Genomic DNA, 18,528 nt, shown 5'->3' on the forward strand with positions numbered 1-18,528 from the left:
AAAAAAACATCATCTGCAGAAGGATGTGGATGCGCTGGCAGCTGTTAGTGCTGCTGACTGAGTCGTTGAAACACGAGCTAATTCGTTGTACAACCGGGCTTACCCATTGATTTCATAGTGACAAGGGGCTAATTTGTATCTCATTAAACATGATTATGACCCTCATTAAAGCCAGACTATGAACATCAGCGAAAAAACATATCATCAATTGAAGGCCAAAATCATCGCCAATGAGTTGGTGGGGGCTATCTCAGAAAATGAGCTATGTCAGGAACTTAATGTCAGCCGTACGCCGCTGCGCGAAGCTTTGTTTCGCCTGATGACTGAAGGCTGGATTGAGCCTTCCAAAAATAAAACGAAAACCATTAAACCCATTACGCTCAGTGAAATACGTGATATTTTCCAGATCAGAAAAGATATTGAAATAATGGTATTGAATTTGTCATGGGAGAACCAGGACCCGCAACGGTACCAGACGATTAAAGATAAAATTGAAGTCGGCTTTCATGATTCGAATGTGTCTTTATTACTCGAAGCTGATAACGAGCTACATGAACAAATGCTATCCGATTGCCACAACGCTATTGTGACTAAAACGCTGACCTTCATGTATGACCGGTTACGCATGCTGCGTTCAGACAAAATGAAAAATGATTCAATCATTGATTCATCCAAAGAACATTTGAAAATTTGCGCCGGTATTATTGCCCGCGATATAGAACAAACCCGTGAAGCCATTGCCCATCACGTCAACAACTCCTACAACCGCCTGTTCTCCAGCTTTAAATAGACTATGCATATAACATGGCCGGTATTTCTACCGGTCATGTGGGAAGTTAAAAATTAGTAGAGATGTCGGTACAACGCTTTAATCTCTTCAATACAGGTATCTCGAGGGTTTCCACCGGTACAGACGTCCGCCATTGCCGCGGCTGCCAGAGCATCGATATCTTCATATTTCATGCCGATATCGCGCAGTCGGGCGGGAATATTTACGTCGCGGTTAAGTTGCACCACTGCTTCTACAGCCGCCTGACGCGCCTCTTCAATCGGCATCACCATGGCCTGAGTATTGCCCAAAGCCTGTGCAATTTGGCGATATTTGTCTCCTGTAAACTCGGCGTTGTATGCCATGATATGCGGCAATAGCACTGCATTGGCGACGCCGTGTGGCGTACCATAGAATGCACCCAGAGGATGGGCCATCCCATGCACCAGGCCCAATCCGACATTAGAAAAGCCCATCCCGGCAATATACTGCCCCACCGCCATGCCTTCAGCGTCCTGGGCGATTCCCTGTATCGAACCGCGTAGCGAACGCCCTATCATCTCAATCGCCTTTAAATGAAGCGTATCGGTTAGTTCCCATGCCCCTTTCGTAATATATCCTTCGATTGCATGAGTCAGTGCGTCAACACCGGTTGCCGCTTTTAAACTGGGCGGCATGCTGGCCATCATGTCAGCATCAATAATGGCAACGATCGGAATAGCATGAGGATCATAGCAAACGAACTTACGTCGGTTCTCTACATCGGTAATCACATAGTTAATAGTCACCTCAGCTGCCGTACCCGCGGTCGTTGGAATGGCAATCATCGGTACAGCGGCATTTTTAGTGTCAGCCCCACCTTCGAGGCTGCGGACATCGGCAAACTCAGGGTTGTTAATGATTATCCCTACCGCTTTGCACGTATCCTGCGGTGAACCGCCACCAATAGCGACCAGGTAATCCGCGCCCGCCTGACGAAATGCCTCAACACCTTGCTGCACGACGTCAATCGTCGGGTTAGGTATGACCTTATCAAAAATTTGGTAAGGCAACCCTGCGCTATCAAGAATATCAAGTACCTTGGTCGCTACATTAAACTGGATAAGATCGTGGTCAGTAACTACCAGCGCTTTTTTAAAACCTCGCTTTTTAACTTCATCAACGATAGCGTTAATTGAACCCACGCCAAAATATGAGGTTTCATTTAATATCATTCTATAAGACATATTCTATACCTTATAACAGAGAGGTATAACAGCAATACAGCATTGCCGTAGCATAATGTATGCTGTTATTGATTTTTGATTATTTGATACTGAACATTATGTCAATCTGTTGCGATTCCTGACGAGTTAGTTCCCCCGCAAAGCTTCTTGATTTCTCCCCAGAATACTGAAACTTATGAGCCACCGCGGTTTTAATTGTAGTAACAAAATCATTACCAATATTATAAATAGCAGAAAGTCGGCTTATCTCACGCTGTATGCCAGTAAGCTGGGTAAGATCATTTTCATCCCAGGCTTTAATTGCCTGCACAAAAAGTTCGGGACAAATATTATTTAATCCTGAAATAACTCCCGCGCCCCCCGCCAGAAGATTTGGGATAAGATATTCATCATAACCGGACAGAACAACAAAATCGTCTCTAACGGACGCGACTGACTGAATAATTGCGCGAGTATGAGAGAGACAATCAACAGTATCTTTAACACCCACAAAATTGGGAAATTCTGCCGCTAATTGCGCTACCAGTACCGCGTCCAGATCGCATCCAGTTCGGGCAGGAAAGTTGTATGCGAACCATTTTCCATTCAGGCGCTGCCCCAGATCGCGGTAGTATGCCAATAGTTGGGCCGGCGTTTGTTGAAAATAGTAGTGAGGTAGAATCATCACTGCTTGATACCCGCAATGCCAGGCCTCTTCTGCCAGACGTATCATATCCGCCATACAGGTAGCTGAGATATTTGCCACCAGCGGCAGCGATGACATTTTCCGTGCCTCACGGATAAGCATCAGTCGTTCATCCAGCGTTAATGCGGTGAACTCCCCAATACTTCCCATTAGCAATACGACATGAGTCCCAGCCTCTTCCAAACGTCGCAAATGCTGCTGCAGTGCCGATAAATCAATATTTCCTTGTTGATCAAAAGGCGTAATTGATGGGCACCATGCACCGTGAAATTGAGCATGATTTTCAGACATAATATATTCCTGAGAAAATAAAAATTGTTTTATTCAATGACATGGTAAACAACAGTATCAGCCTGTATTTTCTGCCAGTCCCACTGAATACCCAAACCAGGTTCTTCTGGTGGGAAAGCATATCCCTCGCGAATATTCACCTTATTCAGAGTAACACTATCGAGCTGTGGAATATATTCCAACCAACGGCTATTAGTAATGGCGCAACATAATGATATATGCAATTCCATCAAGAAATGCGGACAGACAATTTTATTAAAGCATTCCGCCATATGTGCAACTTTAAGCCATGGTGTAATACCACCAATACGAGCCACATCAACCTGAATAATATCTGCGGCATTATTCTGTAAATACTCTTTGAAGTGCTGGATAGAATAAATGGACTCACCCACCGCGACAGGAATGGTGGTTGACTCACACAATTTTTGATGAGAATCAACATCATGTGCCAGAAACGGCTCTTCAATCCATGAAAGTTTAATATGCTCCAACAACGCTGCTCGCTGTTTGGCTTCCGAGAATTTAAACGCCTGGTTGCAATCAGTCATGATCACGTACTCATCACCCACCGCTTCACGTACAGCAGTCAAACGCTCGATATCACGCACCGGACTTTCAGAACCAATTTTGATTTTAGAACCGCAGAATCCCTGCGCCTTAACAGCCAGCGCATCATCAACTAATTCCTGAGTGCTTAAATGCAGCCAGCCCCCTTCGGTGGTGTATAACTTCATGCGCGACTTCGCACCACCTGCGACTTTATACAGCGGCAAATTCATGCGCTTACACTTCAAATCCCATAATGCGGTATCAATGGCTGCCAATGCCAGAGACGTAATGGCGCCAACCGAGGTCGCATGAGTTGAGAACAGCAATGATTCCCAGATGCCCTCAATCATCGTCGCATCCTGACCAATCAATTTCGGTAACAGGTGATCTCGTAACAGCGCAACCACAGATGAGCCGCCGGTGCCAATTGTGTAGGTATAGCCCTCACCAATTTCTCCACTCGATGTTGTTAAACGAATAATCGGCGTCTCTTGTGAGACAAAAGACTGAATCGCATCGACACGTTTTACTTTAGGTTTCAAATCAACCATAAAGATTTCGGCTTTAACTATTTTCATTACATCCTCAATATCTGTTAATTTTTTCGCAAAGTTACAAATGATGCTTACTGAATACCAATGCTGGCCAGTTCATCCCACAATTCCTGCGGAATATCCCAGTTAGCCCAGGCAAAATTAGTCAACGCTTGTTCTACGGATTGAACGCCGCAGGTTACGGTGACCACATTTTGGTTTCTTAATGGGAATTGCAGCGCCGCAGCACCAATCGGCACGGCATGTTTTGCACATAGCGCTTCTATCGCATTTACTTTTTCAATAACCTGCGCTGGCGCGGAACCGTATTCATACAACGCCTTCGATTTATCTTTCGCGACTAAAACTCCGGTAGCGAAAGGTGCAGCAACAGCCACCGAAACATTGTTGCTTTCACATTTGGCAAAGAACGCCTGGCGGTCTGTTTCCAGCAGGTTGTAGCGGTTGGCGAGCATTAAGATATCCGGGGCAGCGTTATCCATCACCTCCATCAGGATTGCCTCTTCATTCGCGCCTGCGCCCCAGGCTTTGATATCACCATTGCGCTTTAGCTCTTCTAAAGCCTTCTGCCCTGACTCGCAGAAGGTTTTAAAATGTTGGCGTTCCAGTTCCGTATTGCCGTAGGTATAAGTGCCGAGATCGTGTACATAGAGAATGTCGATATAACGGGTTCCCAGCCGCTGGATAGAGTTTTCGTATGAGCGCATGATGCCCTCATAGGAGTAATCAGCCTGTCGGTTAAAAGGGTTCTCATCATAAAAAAATTCCCCTGCTTCAAGGCCTGGCTCTTGTTTCCGGGATTGCAGCAGGCGACCAACCTTGGTGGACAAAACATATTCGCTACGCTCCAGTCCACGTAATCCCAGACCTAAACGCAGTTCAGAAAGTCCGCTGCCATAATGTGGTGCAGTATCAAAGTAGCGCCAGCCAACCTGAATTGCCTTATCAACAATGTCCATGGCTTCGTTATTGCTCAGCGTTCTGAATAAATTAGCCAGGCTGGCTGCGCCGAAGGTTAAAGAAGGTACACTAAGCTCTACACTTTTAATTGTATTCTGAGTAATCATAATATTCCCCTGATGTTTATCAGTATTCCTAGTCAACTTTGTTAGCAGTTAATGAGGCCGCAGTCGTTGATTTATTATTAATATTGAAAATCAACTTCAGCACATAAATAATAACCCCGGTCACTACAATAGAAAAAAGACACAAGAGTGCAGGATTCATTCCTTTTAACAGTTCGAACATTTTGTAGAAGATATAAGATATAGCATGTGAGCCACCATCAATTGATGAGGCCATCATCTCTTTTGGCACATTCAGTTGCGCCTTTTCGGCCAAAGCCTGCGACACAACCGCGAGATCCGAACCAAACCACAGGATCCCACACACGATGACAATGCCATTAATTAATCCACGAAACATGTTTCCGTTGCATGCAACCGTGCCAAAGACAACAAATATCGGCAGATAAGGAATATCAGCGAATGGCATCATGGTATTAAAAGGCAAAATAGTACTAATTAGGATCATGAGTGGCACCATCAAAATACCTACAGACAATACCGCAGGATTTTTAAAAGCAATTTCACCACTGATACCAAAATAAAGTGACTTTGTTGGAAAACGTTTCTTTACCCATTCAGAAGCAATTTCAGTAATCGGTACCAGACCACTGACCAACACTCCCGCCATCGTCGGTAATAACACCATGACCGCAGCAAAATTCATCCCACTCTTAATAATATCGCTGAACGGTAGCGCGCCAAGCATACCGATGATCACCCCCAGAATGGCCCCCATCGCTAACGGACTACCAAAAAACCCTAGTTTGGCTTCAATTTTGCTGAGATTAAGGTCAATTTTGTTAATCAACGGAATGCGATCAATTACACGGTCCATTAAAAATGCCAGCGGGGCCCATGCGACGATCTCCGCCTGAGTAATGGTCACGTTTGGCGTGTCACAGAATTTCTGCACATGTGGGGCAATGTAATCGGCGATTTTTAGCGTAATAATAAATGTGATCCAACTTGCAAAAATTCCCATCCAAAATGAACCCGTCACCTGTTCAACGATGATTCCGGCAAATACAAAGTGCCAGTAATTCCAAAAATCAACGTTAAGGGTTTTGGTGGTATTGGTTGAAATCATCAACAAATTAGTGGCAAAACATAACGCATAAACAATCGGTAGAGAAAGCGCAGCCAGACTGAAGGCGCTAATTAACGGCCAGCCCAGATCCAATACTTCATAATGAAGATTGAGGTTTTTTACCATCGCTTCTGTCGAGCTGCTGAGTGATGTCACCATAAAACCGATCAGCAACGAAAGACCGAGAAAACCAATACCTACCGTCATTGCATTTTTCGCCGCATCGGCAAGTTTCGCGCCAAATAGCACGGCAAATAAAAACATAATCATTGGAATGACCACTGCCGGGCCAAATCCGAGGATATATTGAACGACTTCCATAAGTGCCCCCCTGTTACTTTAATGAGTAAACCTTCTCTGCCACGCGATAAAAAAAGTTATCGCTGGAAAGAGCCTGGTGAGATTGCAGGTAGTTCTGGTAAAGCCCTAAAGTGTCGGCATACGGTAATGCCAGTAGAGAAACAGGCCAGTCGGATCCATACATCACTCGCTCATCACCAAATGCGGCAAAAACCGAGCTAAAATAAGGTTCAAGCTCCTGGCTCGCCTGCCCAGGTCCCGTCCAGCGGGCATAATCTGCTTCCGTGACCAGGCCTGATAGTTTGCAAAAAACATTGCTGTAAGCCTCACCAATCAACATTAACTGTTCACGCCAGCGGGTAATTTCTCCGTCGCGAACTGCGGGTTTTGCCGCATGTTCGATAACAAAGGTCACTTCCGGACAAGCAGAGATAAGCTGGCTTGCCGCCTCCAGCTGTTGGTGCGTAACCAGCAGTTCATACACCAGCCCCTGCTCTCCAACGCAACGTACCCCCTGGATAAATTGCGGGGTCACTAAATGGCTCTCAGGCAAGCCCTGAGACATATAGCGGATCCCTTTCAGATAGCGGGATTTTCTCTGCAGTCTCTGCAAATCCTCTGCGATCCCAGCCCCGCGGTTTATATCCACCCATCCCACAACACCTTTTACTTCATCGTGATGCTCAGCTATTTCCAGCAGCCATTCGGTCTCCTCAATTGAAGGGATGGCTTGTACTAAAATGGCGCCTTCGATGTGGTTTTCAGCCAATACGGCCTGCAAATCGTCAATAAGAAAATCACGGCGAATTGCCGCCAGATCGTCTGTGATCCAGGCAAAATGTTCTCCCTGGCAATGCCAAACATGGTTATGGGTATCAATCACTTTCATACTCACTCTCCTGTATTTTAATTGTATACAATGAGAATACAATAAAAGTCTATGGTTAAAAGGCAACCACGGAATGCACTATCTGAGTACGGGATCACAATTTTCACGGTTTATCTGTAGGCTAAAAAAGGGACGTAAAAGCCTATAACCGCCGTAGAATCCGATGTCACTGAGCTGAACTATTGCATGTGGTTAATGTGGTGGACGCTTGTGCGTCCCGCTGAAGTTACAGAAGCAGAATGAGCAGAGAAGAGCGATAGATGGGTAAGTACGAACTAAAATCTAAACGTTTTGTAAGTTACGATGTATTGATACGTTAACATTAATAAATAACGGTTATTTTATTGAAACCCTAAATTACGACGAGAGTTTAATACACGCCCCAACTTTGAGCCTTGCGCGCTAAACCGTGACTTAGCAGTACCCCCACGTTTCAGTTTTGTAACATCCACCAGCAAATTAGCGATACCCCCCACATAATTCACACATCCCTCCGGTTGATGAAACGAAGCAGTTAGGTTAATCATATTGAGGCGCGCGGAAGCCAGGGGCTGTCTACCCGCACGGTATCCCGGTGATCGAGCCCCTGGATTAGATGCAGCGCGCTAAGACGACCGATTTCATAGTGCGGCAGCTGTACCGTTGATAGCGGCGGCAAAAAAAGCTCGCCGGTGCCCACCATATTGTCATAGCCCAGCACAGCGACGTCCTGCGGAATGCGCAGCCCTCGCCCCAGCAAGACCTGGTAAATAACAAAAGCCACGCGGTCGTTACCGCACACCACCGCATCGAACATCGGGCGCGCGCCGCTCAGGTAATGCCCGGCAATCTCCGCCGCATCAATATGGTGGCGCTCGCCCGGCGGAAGATAGTGGTGGAACATTGCATCAGGGTCGACACCCGCTTCACGACAAGCCCTTTCCATTCCCGCCCGACGGCGATCGGTCGCCACAATTCCTTTCGGCAGGTGGATGCACAGCAGTCGGCGATAGCCTGCGGCCAGCAGCGCTTTCACGCCAAGATATTGCCCTTGTTCATCATCGGGAATATAGGTGGGAAAAGGGCCGCTTGTGCTTTCACAGTTCGCCAGCACGCAGCGATACTTATGCAGCTTTTCCGGTACCGGTACCTGGCGCAGTCCCATCGCGGTGTAGATAATACCGTCCGGGCGATGCGCCAACAGCAGATCAACCATTTTCTCTGGCTTGTCATTGCTGAACATATTCACCACAAAGCTATTCCAACCGTGCGCCCGCGCGGTCTCTTCGATAGAGAGCGTTATCTCGACGGAAAATGGCGTAGTCATGGTGTCAAGCGCCAGCACCCCAATCGTGTTAGCCGTGGTTTTTGCACCACGAATTTTTTTAGCGGAGAGATCGGAGACATACCCCAGCGCATCTACCGCTTCCATCACCTTTTTATAGGTTTCAGGCCGTAGTCGTTCGGGCTCGTTAATCGCCCGCGATACGGTCATTAACGAGACGTTAGCCCGCTGCGCCACATCCTTTAAAGATGCCATACCCTCTCCTTCGCCGATGTTCACTTTGCCGGGGTCTGAAAATGCGATCTCGATAACGCCCGCAAAATGTTAACGTTAACTTTTGTGATTAACATCGATATTACCATCAAATCTGCGAGAAAACCGAGAATGTTAACGTTATCTTTTGATCAATTCACTTACAGGGACAAGCAAATGACGTCACTACTTTCCAAAGCCAACGAAGCCTTAAGCCAGCAGAAAGACCTTGTAAACCCGCGCTGGTATCCACGCTATCACCTGGCGCCACCAGCGGGTTGGATGAACGATCCCAACGGCCTGTCCTGGTTCGATGGTTACTACCATGCGTTCTATCAGCACTATCCGTGGCAGCCGGTCTGGGGACCAATGCACTGGGGCCATGCGCGCAGCCGCGATATGGTGAACTGGGAGCACTTACCCATCGCACTGGCACCAGAAGGGCCGGAAGATAAAGACGGCTGTTTTTCCGGTTCAGCGGTGGTTGAAGGTAATAAGCTGGCCCTGATCTACACCGGACACAAGTTTGACGGCGAGGCGAAAGAGGAAAACCTGTATCAGGTACAGTGCCTGGCCACCAGCACCGACGGGATTCACTTTGAACGCCAGGGCATGATTCTGGATACCCCGCGAGGCGTACACCATTTTCGCGATCCGAAAGTCTGGCAAGAGGGAGACAACTGGTACATGGTGGTGGGCGCCCGGGTCGATGACGTGGGCGAAGTGCAGCTCTATCGCTCGCAAGATCTACAGCACTGGCAGTTTGCCAGCACGCTCGGCAGGGCCGATGACGGCATGGGCTACATGTGGGAGTGCCCAGACCTCTTCCCACTCAACGATAAGCTCGTCTTCATGTTCTCGCCGCAGGGCATCGCCGCAGACGGATACGATTGCCGTAACCTGTTCCAGAGCGGCTATATGGTCGGCGAATGGCAGGATAATCTCCATTTTCACGTCACCCACGCCTTCCAGGAGATGGATCACGGGCATGATTTTTACGCCCCCCAGTCATTTACCACCCCGGATGGGCGCCGCATCGTGATTGGCTGGCTGTCGATGTGGGAATCGCCAATGCCAGAACAAGCCGACGGCTGGGCGGGCATGCTTACCCTCCCCCGCGAGGTGACGCTCGATACCGATCAGCGGCTGCGCATGAACCCGGTCAAAGAGCTGGAATTATTACGCGGTGAGCTTCATGTCTGGCCGGTCAGCGAACTGCACAATCGCATCCTGATGGTAGAGGAGCAGGCGCACGCTATTGAAGTCGAACTGAGCATCGATATCGCCCGCAGCAGTGCTGAAGAATATGGTATCGCGCTGGGTGGCGGACTACGGGTCTACGTCGATGCTCAGGCACAGCGTCTGGTGCTGGATCGTCGCTACCCGCAGCATAGTCTCTCTGGTTATCGCAGCGTGCCGCTGCCAGTTGGTGACCGGCTGGATCTGCGCTTATTTATCGACAGCTCCTCGGTAGAGGTATTTGTCAATCACGGTGCATATACCCTTAGCAGTCGTATTTATCCTGAACCTGACGATCGCCAACTGACCTTATTCAGCCAGAACGGACACGCCATTTTTAATCAAGGGCATGCCTGGCCGCTCAGCGCCAAATAAACACCCGTCTTACTGCTTTGGGGAAAAATAATGACTATCTGGACGCTCGGAGACGCTGTGGTGGATTTATTGCCGCGCGACAATATGCAGTTTGAAGCCTGCGCGGGAGGCGCTCCCTTCAATGTGGCAATCGGCGTGGCTCGCCTTGGCCGCGCCAGCGGTTTTATTGGCCGTGTGGGCAATGACACTTTTGGTCGCTTTCTGCATCAGACGCTGGAAACAGCGCAGGTGGATACAGGAAGTCTGGAGTTTGATGCACATCAGCACACCAGTACCGTACTGGTTTCACTGGCTCCCAACGGCGAGCGGCAGTTTGAGTTTTTGGTCAATCCGTCTGCCGATCAATTTCTCAGCCCGGCGAGCCTGCCCGACTTTGGCGCCGATATTCTGCACTTCTGCTCGCTGGCGCTGGTTGCCCCTGACTGCCGCGCCACCCTCGCCCAGGCTATGGCCGCATTGCGACAGACCGGCGGTACTCTGAGCTTTGACATCAATCTGCGTCCGCAGATGTGGAGCAACGAGATGCAGATGTTTGACCTTGTCAACGAGTTTGCCCGGCAGAGCGACATTCTGAAGATGTCGGAAGAAGAGCTGCTGTGGCTAACGCAGACCAACTGTCTCAGTAGCGCCTGCGAACGTCTGGTTGATTTTCCTGCACGCCTGAAAATCGTCACCCGCGGTGCCGACGGCGCTATCGCTTTCTGGCAAAACACCAGGCTAACTTTAAGCGGCTATAACGTCGAAAGTATCGATACCACTGGCGCCGGTGATGCCTTTATGGCCGGGTTGCTGGCGGCACTCGCCGAGGAAGGCTGGCCCAAATCGACGTCAACGCTACTTCCACTTATCGAGCAGGCCAGCGCTTGTGGTGCTCTGGCGACCACCCGGCGTGGCGCGCTAAGCGCGTTTCCCGACAACCAACACCTGAGCAGCTTTATTCAGTCACAACCGTCGCTACGGAGGACGATTACCCCGTAATAAAGCGCACTCGTTACGTCGTATCAGAAAGACCTTACAATGACCTGATCTGGATTGGAAAAATCATGAAGATAAATATGCCGTTCAGTAATGACAAATATCGGTACTCGTCCGGGTATCTGCTTTTTTTCTTTGCCGCCTGGTCGTTGTGGTGGTCTTTTTATGCGATATGGCTAAAAAATAAACTTGGCCTGTCCGGAACGGAGCTGGGAATGCTGTATGCCGTAAACCAGTTCTTTAGCATGCTGTTTATGCTGGTCTACGGTTTTCTGCAGGATAAGCTCGGCACCCGTAAACACCTTATCTGGCTGATGGGGATAGTCATCACGCTCAGCGGCCCGTTCCTGATTTATGTTTACGAACCGCTGCTGACCTCCAACTTCAAACTTGGTATGGCGCTGGGAGCCATTTTCTTTGGCCTTGGCTACCTCGCGGGTTGTGGTCTGGTAGAAAGCTTCGTCGAAAAAGTGAGCCGCAAATTCAACTTTGAATTCGGCACCGCCCGCTTGTGGGGATCGCTTGGCTACGCCGCAGGGACATTTGTTGGCGGTATCTTCTTCAGCATCAACCCACACATTAACTTCTGGTGCGTATCGGTAATGGGGGTGTTATTCCTGTTGATTAACGTGTTGTTCAAAACCAACTCACCCGCCCCATCTTCTGTAAAAACGCGTTCTCCTGAACCTGACGCGCTGACCCGAAATGATTTTCTCACTATCTTTAAAGATACGCAGTTCTGGTTTTTCGTTATCTTTGTCGTCGGCACCTGGTCGTTCTATAGCATCTACGATCAGCAGATGTTCCCGGTGTTTTACGCCAGCTTATTTGACGATCCCGAACTGGCACCACGCGTATACGGCTACCTCAACTCGGTACAGGTCTTTATGGAAGCCGTCGGTATGGCGCTGGTTCCATTCCTGATTAACCGCATCGGGCCTAAATCCGCATTGCTGCTGGGTGGCACAATCATGACCTGTCGAATCCTGGGTTCAGCACTGTTCACCGATATCTATATTATCTCCTTGATTAAAATGCTTCATGCGCTGGAAGTCCCACTGTTTGTTATTTCAGTGTTTAAATTCAGCGTAGCAAATTTTGATAAACGCCTGTCATCAACGATATATCTTATTGGCTTCAATATCGCCAGTTCCATTGGCATTATCGTGCTGTCACTGCCTGTCGGTAAGTTGTTTGATAAAGTGGGCTATCAGGAAATCTTCCTGATTATGGCCAGCATTGTGGTAATAACGCTAATATTTGGCTACTTCTCGTTGAGCAAAAAACATCATCAGCAGAAGATGGGAAATGAACTGGTGACAGAGTAGCGAAGTTTAAAATATATCGGACAGGGCCATTGGCCCTGTCGTATCCCCCAAAAGTAAGTACGAACTGTCGATTTATTCAGGCATGTTCCAGCCAGTTGCGGAATATTTTCGCTCGCAGTATTCCCTGAAAATCAATCAGCCCAGAACAACCAAGCTTCTTGATCAGATTCTGCCTGGCCTGGTAAATCGTTTTCAAATGTAGATTTAACAAGGCGGATATCTCAAAAATAGTTCGACCTTCTCCTAACTGCGTTAGAATATATTTATCTCGCGCAGTCAGCGAAATATTTAGTTCTGACTGATTGTCGTGTATACCGCCAGAACGAGTAATATCAATAATAAATTGTTTGAATGTGGCAACGCTAACATCTATTGGCAGTCTGTAAAGTGATAAATCATTGAGATATCTGTACAGATGACCATCAATCAGCAGTACCAGACGATGCGTTTTCAGATCGTAATTTTGCCTTTTTACCGCCTCAAAGTGATTGGCGGTGAAAAAAACCAGATGCGTCTTATCATCTTCGAAAACAATATCTGCAAGAATATTCTTTAGCCCTTGCCTGATAAAAATATCATCAATCCATAACTCTGCGTTTCCAGTGTGTTCCTGAACGATGTTCATCATTATGGCCTCAATGAAAAATCACAATTGTTCTAGAGAGGGTGCTATGTATAGTCTTAATCAAAAAAATGCTCAGCATGAGTGCTTTCAGCATATAACAAAGGTACTGTACATATTATATTAACATGAAGACTTTTTAGACGTCGTCAGCTGTGTAGCGCAGCACTATTTCCAGGGTTTTTCTGATAACATCTGCCTGGACAACGTCAACTGTTGATTCCAGAGAACTAATCAGGCTTAAAATGATGTTTTTATTATTAACATTATCACCTGCCAGAATTACATTTGTTACCGCCTGTCCCAATACCACAGACTCATCTGCTAATAGCTCACCTGCATTATGGAAGTAACTTGATAAAGCTTTATCCGTCATTACACTGTGGACATTAATTTCATGAAGCATGGTAACCTCGCTTGTATAGTCTGGAAGATTATCTTTAATGTAATTTAGGGTTTTTGCTGGCACTGAAAGCACTCTCATCTCTGGTTTTATCCGGTTTTCTACTTATCTTCCCCGGATTAATGTTTGTAAAATCATTGATAACGCTGTCAATTAATTGCTTGCGTGTGCCATCTATTTCACTGGCCTGCATAAGTCGCAATTGCTTAATCACTGCGGCTAACGAAACGTCTGTATGCATTCGCAAAATTTCTAGCACAGCCAAACCTGTAATTTCATGTTTCAGGCGTTCACTATCAGTTTTCTTCATAACTCCTTCACTACTTACCCCTATAAGTAAGGGGTTTATTTTATTCAAAAAGCAGACCAATTAACGCATTGTAATGTTTCTGTTCTTTCTCCCCGGATGCTTTTTCAAGACGACACAGAAGCTTGGTGCAAAGTGATTTGCGGTTCAGATTTCGTCCATCCTTGAGTATCTCAGTGACGATTTCTCCCAATGTTTCCTGTTGAGTTGGCAGATGCGCCTTCGCAAAGTAACGAGAAATCGCGCTTGCAGTATCAGTGCGAACGGTATGCTGCTGCATGTCATGCTCCTGTAACAAAATGCTGGTGAATATTAAGTTTTATAACAGTAGCAAAGTTGTACCAAAAATGTGTACAACGCGAACCATCATTTTTTATCAAAAAGTGCTAAATCAATATAATCAGTAACTTATATCAATATCAAACTACATAAAATCAAATTCAGTTGTACAATCCACTTCGTTTAACGAATGAATTCGATCTTTTTAAGGGCCTTTGTTTGTAAAAATAAAGTTAGAATAATGTATTAAAATCAGGACATAAGATGGTTTGTTTGATACTGTCCATATCTCTTCCCTTCCCTTGATCCCGGACTGTCCATGCTCACGACCATTATTTACCGTAGCCATCTACGTGATGACGCCCCCCTCAGAGCGCTTGAGGATATGGTGACAGCCGCAAATCTAAAAAACCGGCGATCCGATGTTACGGGAATTTTACTCTTTAATGGCCACCACTTTTTCCAACTGCTTGAAGGACCTGAGGAGCAGGTAAAAGAGATTTATCGTTGTATATGTAACGACCCACGGCACCACAATATCGTTGAGCTGATGTGTGATTACGCGCCTGCGAGAAGATTCGGAAAGGTGGGAATGGAGTTATTTGATTTACAAAAACATGAACGCAATGACGTCCTGCAAGCGGTACTTAACAAGGGAACATCAAAATTTCAGCTCACCTATGATGACCGGGCATTACAGTTTTTCCGCACATTTGTCCTTGCGACGGAAAAATCGAGTTATTTTGAAATACCTGCGCCTGATTACTGGAGTTTTATTGCCGACAACTCTTGTACTCTCCTGGATGAAAGCACACTCCAGTCCAATATCGATTTCAGCTTTGCTTTTCAACCCATTATCGATCCTATGTCGCAGCGCGTCATTGCTCTGGAAGCACTTATTCGTGGTAGAGACGGTGAAACGCCCGCAACTTATTTTGGCAACTTAACTCCTGAAGAACTGTATACCGCGGATCTGCAGAGCAAAAAGACTGCTTTTGCAATGGCAAGCGCGCTGGGACTTAACGACAAAATGCTGTCAGTCAATCTGCTCCCTATGACCCTGGTAAACAAACCCGATGCAGTCAGCTTTCTGATAAACGAAATCGCGGCGCACGGACTGGTGCCTGAACAAATCATTGTAGAGTTTACCGAAAGCGAAGTTATATCGCGCTTTGATACGTTCGCGCAGGCCGTAAAGTCACTCAAGGCTGCGGGGATCTGTGTGGCGATAGATCATTTTGGGGCAGGTTTTGCCGGGCTTCAGCTTCTGTCTCGTTTTCAACCCGACCGAATTAAGATAAGCCGCGAGCTGATCACGGATGTGCATAAAAGTGGACCAAGACAGGCCATCATTCAGGCAATTATCAAATGTTGCACTTCACTGGAAATCATGATTTCCGCAGTCGGCGTTGAAAAACCTGAAGAGTGGATGTGGCTTGAGTCCGCAGGTATTGAAATCTTCCAGGGTAACCTTTTTGCACAAGCCTGCCTGAATGGTATTCCGTCTGTTGCATGGCCAGAGAAAAATGATTTCTCAGCGTCAAAATAACTAACGCATTGTTATAAATAAACAATCACCACAACCGCCCTCATGCTGAACATAAAAATTCAGCATTTACTCCCTGCGTAATAGTAAAGTAAATCTTAATTTTGCTAGAATCCTCTGTATGTTTTGTACAATTTGATGCATGTTGTACAAAGTAACAGGAACCGCATATCGGTGACGGAGAATCAGGAGTGTCCGGGGGAACTATGGCTTATTACAGCATTGGGGATGTCGCAGAACGTTGCGGGATAAATCCTGTCACCCTTCGGGCATGGCAACGACGTTACGGTTTACTCAAACCTCAACGCAGTGAAGGTGGCCACCGACTCTTTGATGAAGAAGATATTCAGCGTATTGAAGAAATAAAACGTTGGATTAGCAATGGCATACCTGTTGGGAAAGTTAAGGCATTGCTGGAAACCAGTACCCGTCAAGCTGACGACGACTGGAATCAATTACAAGAAGAGATGATGAGCATTCTTCGCATGGCGCATCCGCCGAAGCTGCGAGCCAAAATTACCGCACTCGGTCGCGTTCACCCCGTAGATGCGCTGATCGATCACGTTTATCTTCCCGTACGTCAACGGCTGATACTTGACCATAATACATCCCGCATAATGAACAGCATGCTTGATGGCGCATTGATTGAATATGTTGCCACACTGCTGTCTGAAACGCGGCGCAAGTCAGGAAAGGATGCCCTCCTGATGGCCTGGGATGTTGAAGACAGAACCCGTCTGTGGCTCGAAGCCTGGCGCTTATCGCAATCTGGTTGGCATATTGCCGTTCTGGCTGAACCCATTGAATCGCCAAGACCTGAACTTTTCCCTGGGCAAACCCTTTTTGTCTGGACCGGTATTACGCCAACCCGCAGACAAAATGAACTGCTCCAACACTGGAATGAACAAGGTTATAAGGTCATTTTCCACAGCCCGTAACCTACACGTAATACGTGTAAGATAAATCATACAACTCTCATTTTTTGGCTGGTTATTTTGAGTACCCCCCAAGGAATATGTTGCCCTCTATCCTCCTGACTTAACCCCGGCCATAGCATAAAAATAAAACAATATACTAACCCATTGGTATTATTTTTTTGCAGACGACATCACCTTTTTCCTAAGTAAAATTCATTAGATCAACTGGCGTACGTCTAATACTTATTCTAGGGTTAAATTATGTCTTCTTATGCCACATTATTGTTTTTCTAAAGTAATAAATGTGGTTATTTGAAAAAGGTAAAGGATATGGCTCTAGTCTTAGACAAACGCTTAATTCTTTGTTGCTGCGCCTTTTCCATTATTTCTGTGGCAAATGCAGCAACCGTTAACGGAACATTTCAGGTGCTGATGACGATTCAAAAGGCCTGTACCGTAACTGCCGGTTCGGCTTCAAATATTACGCTTGGGCCCGTCAATACTACGGCAACTAACACGAGTGGAAACAACACGATTTCTGTCAACTGTTCAAAGACGACGCCCTATTTTATTGGCCTCGCGCCTTCAACGGCTAACGGCGGTAATGCCCTCGGCGCCGGGGCGATGTCCTCAGTGGCTAATTCGGCGACGAATACCGACAAAGTGCCCTATCAACTCAATCAAACATCAGCAACAGGCCCGGTTTGGGGGAATACTGCCACCACTACCGAACCAGGAAACGGCGTTGCGGCAACCGGAACTGGGCTGGCGCAGACTTTTACCGTTTATGCCACCGCACCGAACGCCAACTTCACGCCTGACAACTATGCCGACACGGTAACGGTTAACGTTAACTACTAATTTCAGGAAGCCATATGAGAGTAAAACTGCCTGTAAAGCAGTGTGCCTGCGCATGCCTGCTAGGGATGGTTGCGAGCATCAATCTTGCCACCGCCAGCGGACTGCAAATAGCCCCGGTCACGTTAACGTTGCAAGCGACGCAAAATGCCGATGGTATCTGGCTGAGTAACGCGGGTGACAATGTGCTCAATGCCCAGGTTCGGGTTTTTCGCTGGAGTCAAAGCGCTTATGACGACAAACTTTCTCCCTCTCAAGGGCTGGTGATTAGCCCGCCGATGTTAGCATTAGCCCCTGGAGAACGTCAGTTGATTCGTGTTATTCGCACAAACCCTCCCTCGGCACATGCCGAAGACGCTTATCGTTTGTCGATAGATGAGTTACCGCCTGCAAAAGTAGAAAAAAACAAGCTTCAGTTTGTGCTGCATTATTCTGTTCCCGTTTTCATTCAACCAACATCAGCGGCACAAACGCAGGCAAAACTGCAATGGAAATTACAGCAGCTGGATGGCAAAAAATTTATTGAAGTCAGTAATCAGGGAAATGGGCATGCACAGTTATCTGCTGCAACATTTATAAGCCCTGACGGTACTAAAAAAGTCATTACACCCGGACTATTAGGCTACGTTTTACCCGGATCAACAATGCGCTGGATAGTTTCCCCGTCAGCCAGGAATAATCATTACGGCGGGAAAGTTGAAGTCACAATCAATGGCCAAAAAACAGTACAAGATCTGTAACAG

19 protein-coding genes are annotated in these 18,528 nt (G+C 47.0%); 8 read left to right on the plus strand and 11 right to left on the minus strand.

The window, feature by feature from the left end; all coding sequences use genetic code 11:
* The first annotated feature begins 178 nt into the window (after positions 1–178).
* Positions 179–790: a GntR family transcriptional regulator gene (locus OGY13_RS16130; RefSeq protein WP_048216229.1), complete on the plus strand. Its 612-nt coding sequence runs from the start codon at positions 179–181 to the stop codon at positions 788–790.
* Between the two features lie 53 nt (positions 791–843).
* On the opposite strand, the gene fucO is transcribed toward OGY13_RS16130, so the two are convergent.
* The 7 genes from fucO to OGY13_RS16165 all read right to left on the minus strand — a co-directional run bounded on the left by fucO (position 844) and on the right by OGY13_RS16165 (position 8,939).
* Positions 844–1,995, minus strand: a complete 1,152-nt coding sequence (gene fucO / locus OGY13_RS16135) for a lactaldehyde reductase (protein WP_213752339.1) — start codon at positions 1,993–1,995, stop codon at positions 844–846.
* 79 nt (positions 1,996–2,074) lie between these two features.
* Entirely contained in the window at positions 2,075–2,971 is an 897-nt protein-coding gene (locus tag OGY13_RS16140) for a dihydrodipicolinate synthase family protein (RefSeq protein WP_208744227.1), read from the minus strand.
* Positions 2,972–3,000: 29 nt separating this feature from the next.
* On the minus strand, positions 3,001–4,101 hold the full coding sequence (locus tag OGY13_RS16145) for a mandelate racemase/muconate lactonizing enzyme family protein (protein ID WP_286637716.1): 1,101 nt from the start codon (positions 4,099–4,101) through the stop codon (positions 3,001–3,003).
* A gap of 47 nt (positions 4,102–4,148) precedes the next feature.
* Positions 4,149–5,144, minus strand: coding sequence for an aldo/keto reductase (locus OGY13_RS16150; RefSeq protein WP_048216225.1), 996 nt, complete (start codon positions 5,142–5,144; stop codon positions 4,149–4,151).
* Between the two features lie 28 nt (positions 5,145–5,172).
* Positions 5,173–6,552 carry a PTS transporter subunit IIC gene (locus OGY13_RS16155; RefSeq protein WP_213752340.1) on the minus strand — a complete coding sequence of 460 codons (1,380 nt, stop codon included), beginning with the start codon at positions 6,550–6,552 and terminating at the stop codon, positions 5,173–5,175.
* Positions 6,553–6,565: 13 nt separating this feature from the next.
* A complete protein-coding gene (locus tag OGY13_RS16160; RefSeq protein WP_103014332.1) occupies positions 6,566–7,420 on the minus strand; it encodes an amidohydrolase family protein in 855 nt (284 codons plus the stop codon).
* A 523-nt stretch (positions 7,421–7,943) separates the two neighbouring features.
* Positions 7,944–8,939 carry a LacI family DNA-binding transcriptional regulator gene (locus OGY13_RS16165; RefSeq protein WP_213752341.1) on the minus strand — a complete coding sequence of 332 codons (996 nt, stop codon included), beginning with the start codon at positions 8,937–8,939 and terminating at the stop codon, positions 7,944–7,946.
* 174 nt (positions 8,940–9,113) lie between these two features.
* Between OGY13_RS16165 and OGY13_RS16170 the strand changes: the two genes are divergently transcribed.
* From OGY13_RS16170 to OGY13_RS16180, 3 genes are all read left to right on the plus strand, one after another.
* A complete protein-coding gene (locus OGY13_RS16170) occupies positions 9,114–10,550 on the plus strand; it encodes a glycoside hydrolase family 32 protein (protein ID WP_213752342.1) in 1,437 nt (478 codons plus the stop codon).
* A 30-nt stretch (positions 10,551–10,580) separates the two neighbouring features.
* Positions 10,581–11,528, plus strand: coding sequence for a PfkB family carbohydrate kinase (locus OGY13_RS16175; protein WP_213752343.1), 948 nt, complete (start codon positions 10,581–10,583; stop codon positions 11,526–11,528).
* A 65-nt stretch (positions 11,529–11,593) separates the two neighbouring features.
* Entirely contained in the window at positions 11,594–12,853 is a 1,260-nt protein-coding gene (locus OGY13_RS16180; protein WP_003833490.1) for an MFS transporter, read from the plus strand.
* A 76-nt stretch (positions 12,854–12,929) separates the two neighbouring features.
* Here the strand turns inward: OGY13_RS16180 and OGY13_RS16185 are convergent, their stop codons facing one another.
* The 4 genes from OGY13_RS16185 to ycgZ form a co-directional block, all read right to left on the minus strand.
* Positions 12,930–13,481 (minus strand): LuxR C-terminal-related transcriptional regulator, encoded by a 552-nt coding sequence (locus OGY13_RS16185; protein WP_071446225.1) that lies wholly within the window; start codon positions 13,479–13,481, stop codon positions 12,930–12,932.
* 133 nt (positions 13,482–13,614) lie between these two features.
* On the minus strand, positions 13,615–13,881 hold the full coding sequence (locus OGY13_RS16190) for a biofilm development regulator YmgB/AriR family protein (RefSeq protein WP_008784990.1): 267 nt from the start codon (positions 13,879–13,881) through the stop codon (positions 13,615–13,617).
* 34 nt (positions 13,882–13,915) lie between these two features.
* Positions 13,916–14,188, minus strand: a complete 273-nt coding sequence (locus OGY13_RS16195) for a hypothetical protein (protein WP_008784991.1) — start codon at positions 14,186–14,188, stop codon at positions 13,916–13,918.
* A 40-nt stretch (positions 14,189–14,228) separates the two neighbouring features.
* A complete protein-coding gene (gene ycgZ, locus OGY13_RS16200; protein ID WP_003833500.1) occupies positions 14,229–14,465 on the minus strand; it encodes a regulatory protein YcgZ in 237 nt (78 codons plus the stop codon).
* Positions 14,466–14,783: 318 nt separating this feature from the next.
* Here ycgZ and OGY13_RS16205 point away from each other — a divergent pair, with 318 nt between their 5' ends.
* From OGY13_RS16205 to OGY13_RS16220, 4 genes are all read left to right on the plus strand, one after another.
* On the plus strand, positions 14,784–16,013 hold the full coding sequence (locus tag OGY13_RS16205) for a diguanylate phosphodiesterase (protein ID WP_213752344.1): 1,230 nt from the start codon (positions 14,784–14,786) through the stop codon (positions 16,011–16,013).
* A 203-nt stretch (positions 16,014–16,216) separates the two neighbouring features.
* The gene (locus OGY13_RS16210) at positions 16,217–16,948 is read left to right on the plus strand and encodes a MerR family transcriptional regulator (RefSeq protein WP_008784993.1); all 732 of its coding nucleotides are present in this window, start codon (positions 16,217–16,219) and stop codon (positions 16,946–16,948) included.
* Positions 16,949–17,257: 309 nt separating this feature from the next.
* Entirely contained in the window at positions 17,258–17,788 is a 531-nt protein-coding gene (locus OGY13_RS16215) for a Csu type fimbrial protein (protein WP_048235239.1), read from the plus strand.
* 14 nt (positions 17,789–17,802) lie between these two features.
* Entirely contained in the window at positions 17,803–18,525 is a 723-nt protein-coding gene (locus tag OGY13_RS16220) for a fimbrial biogenesis chaperone (RefSeq protein ID WP_071446221.1), read from the plus strand.
* Positions 18,526–18,528: the final 3 nt, after the last annotated feature.

This window comes from Citrobacter sp. Cpo045 (assembly GCF_030332875.1).
Classification (GTDB): Bacteria; Pseudomonadota; Gammaproteobacteria; order Enterobacterales; family Enterobacteriaceae; genus Citrobacter; species Citrobacter portucalensis.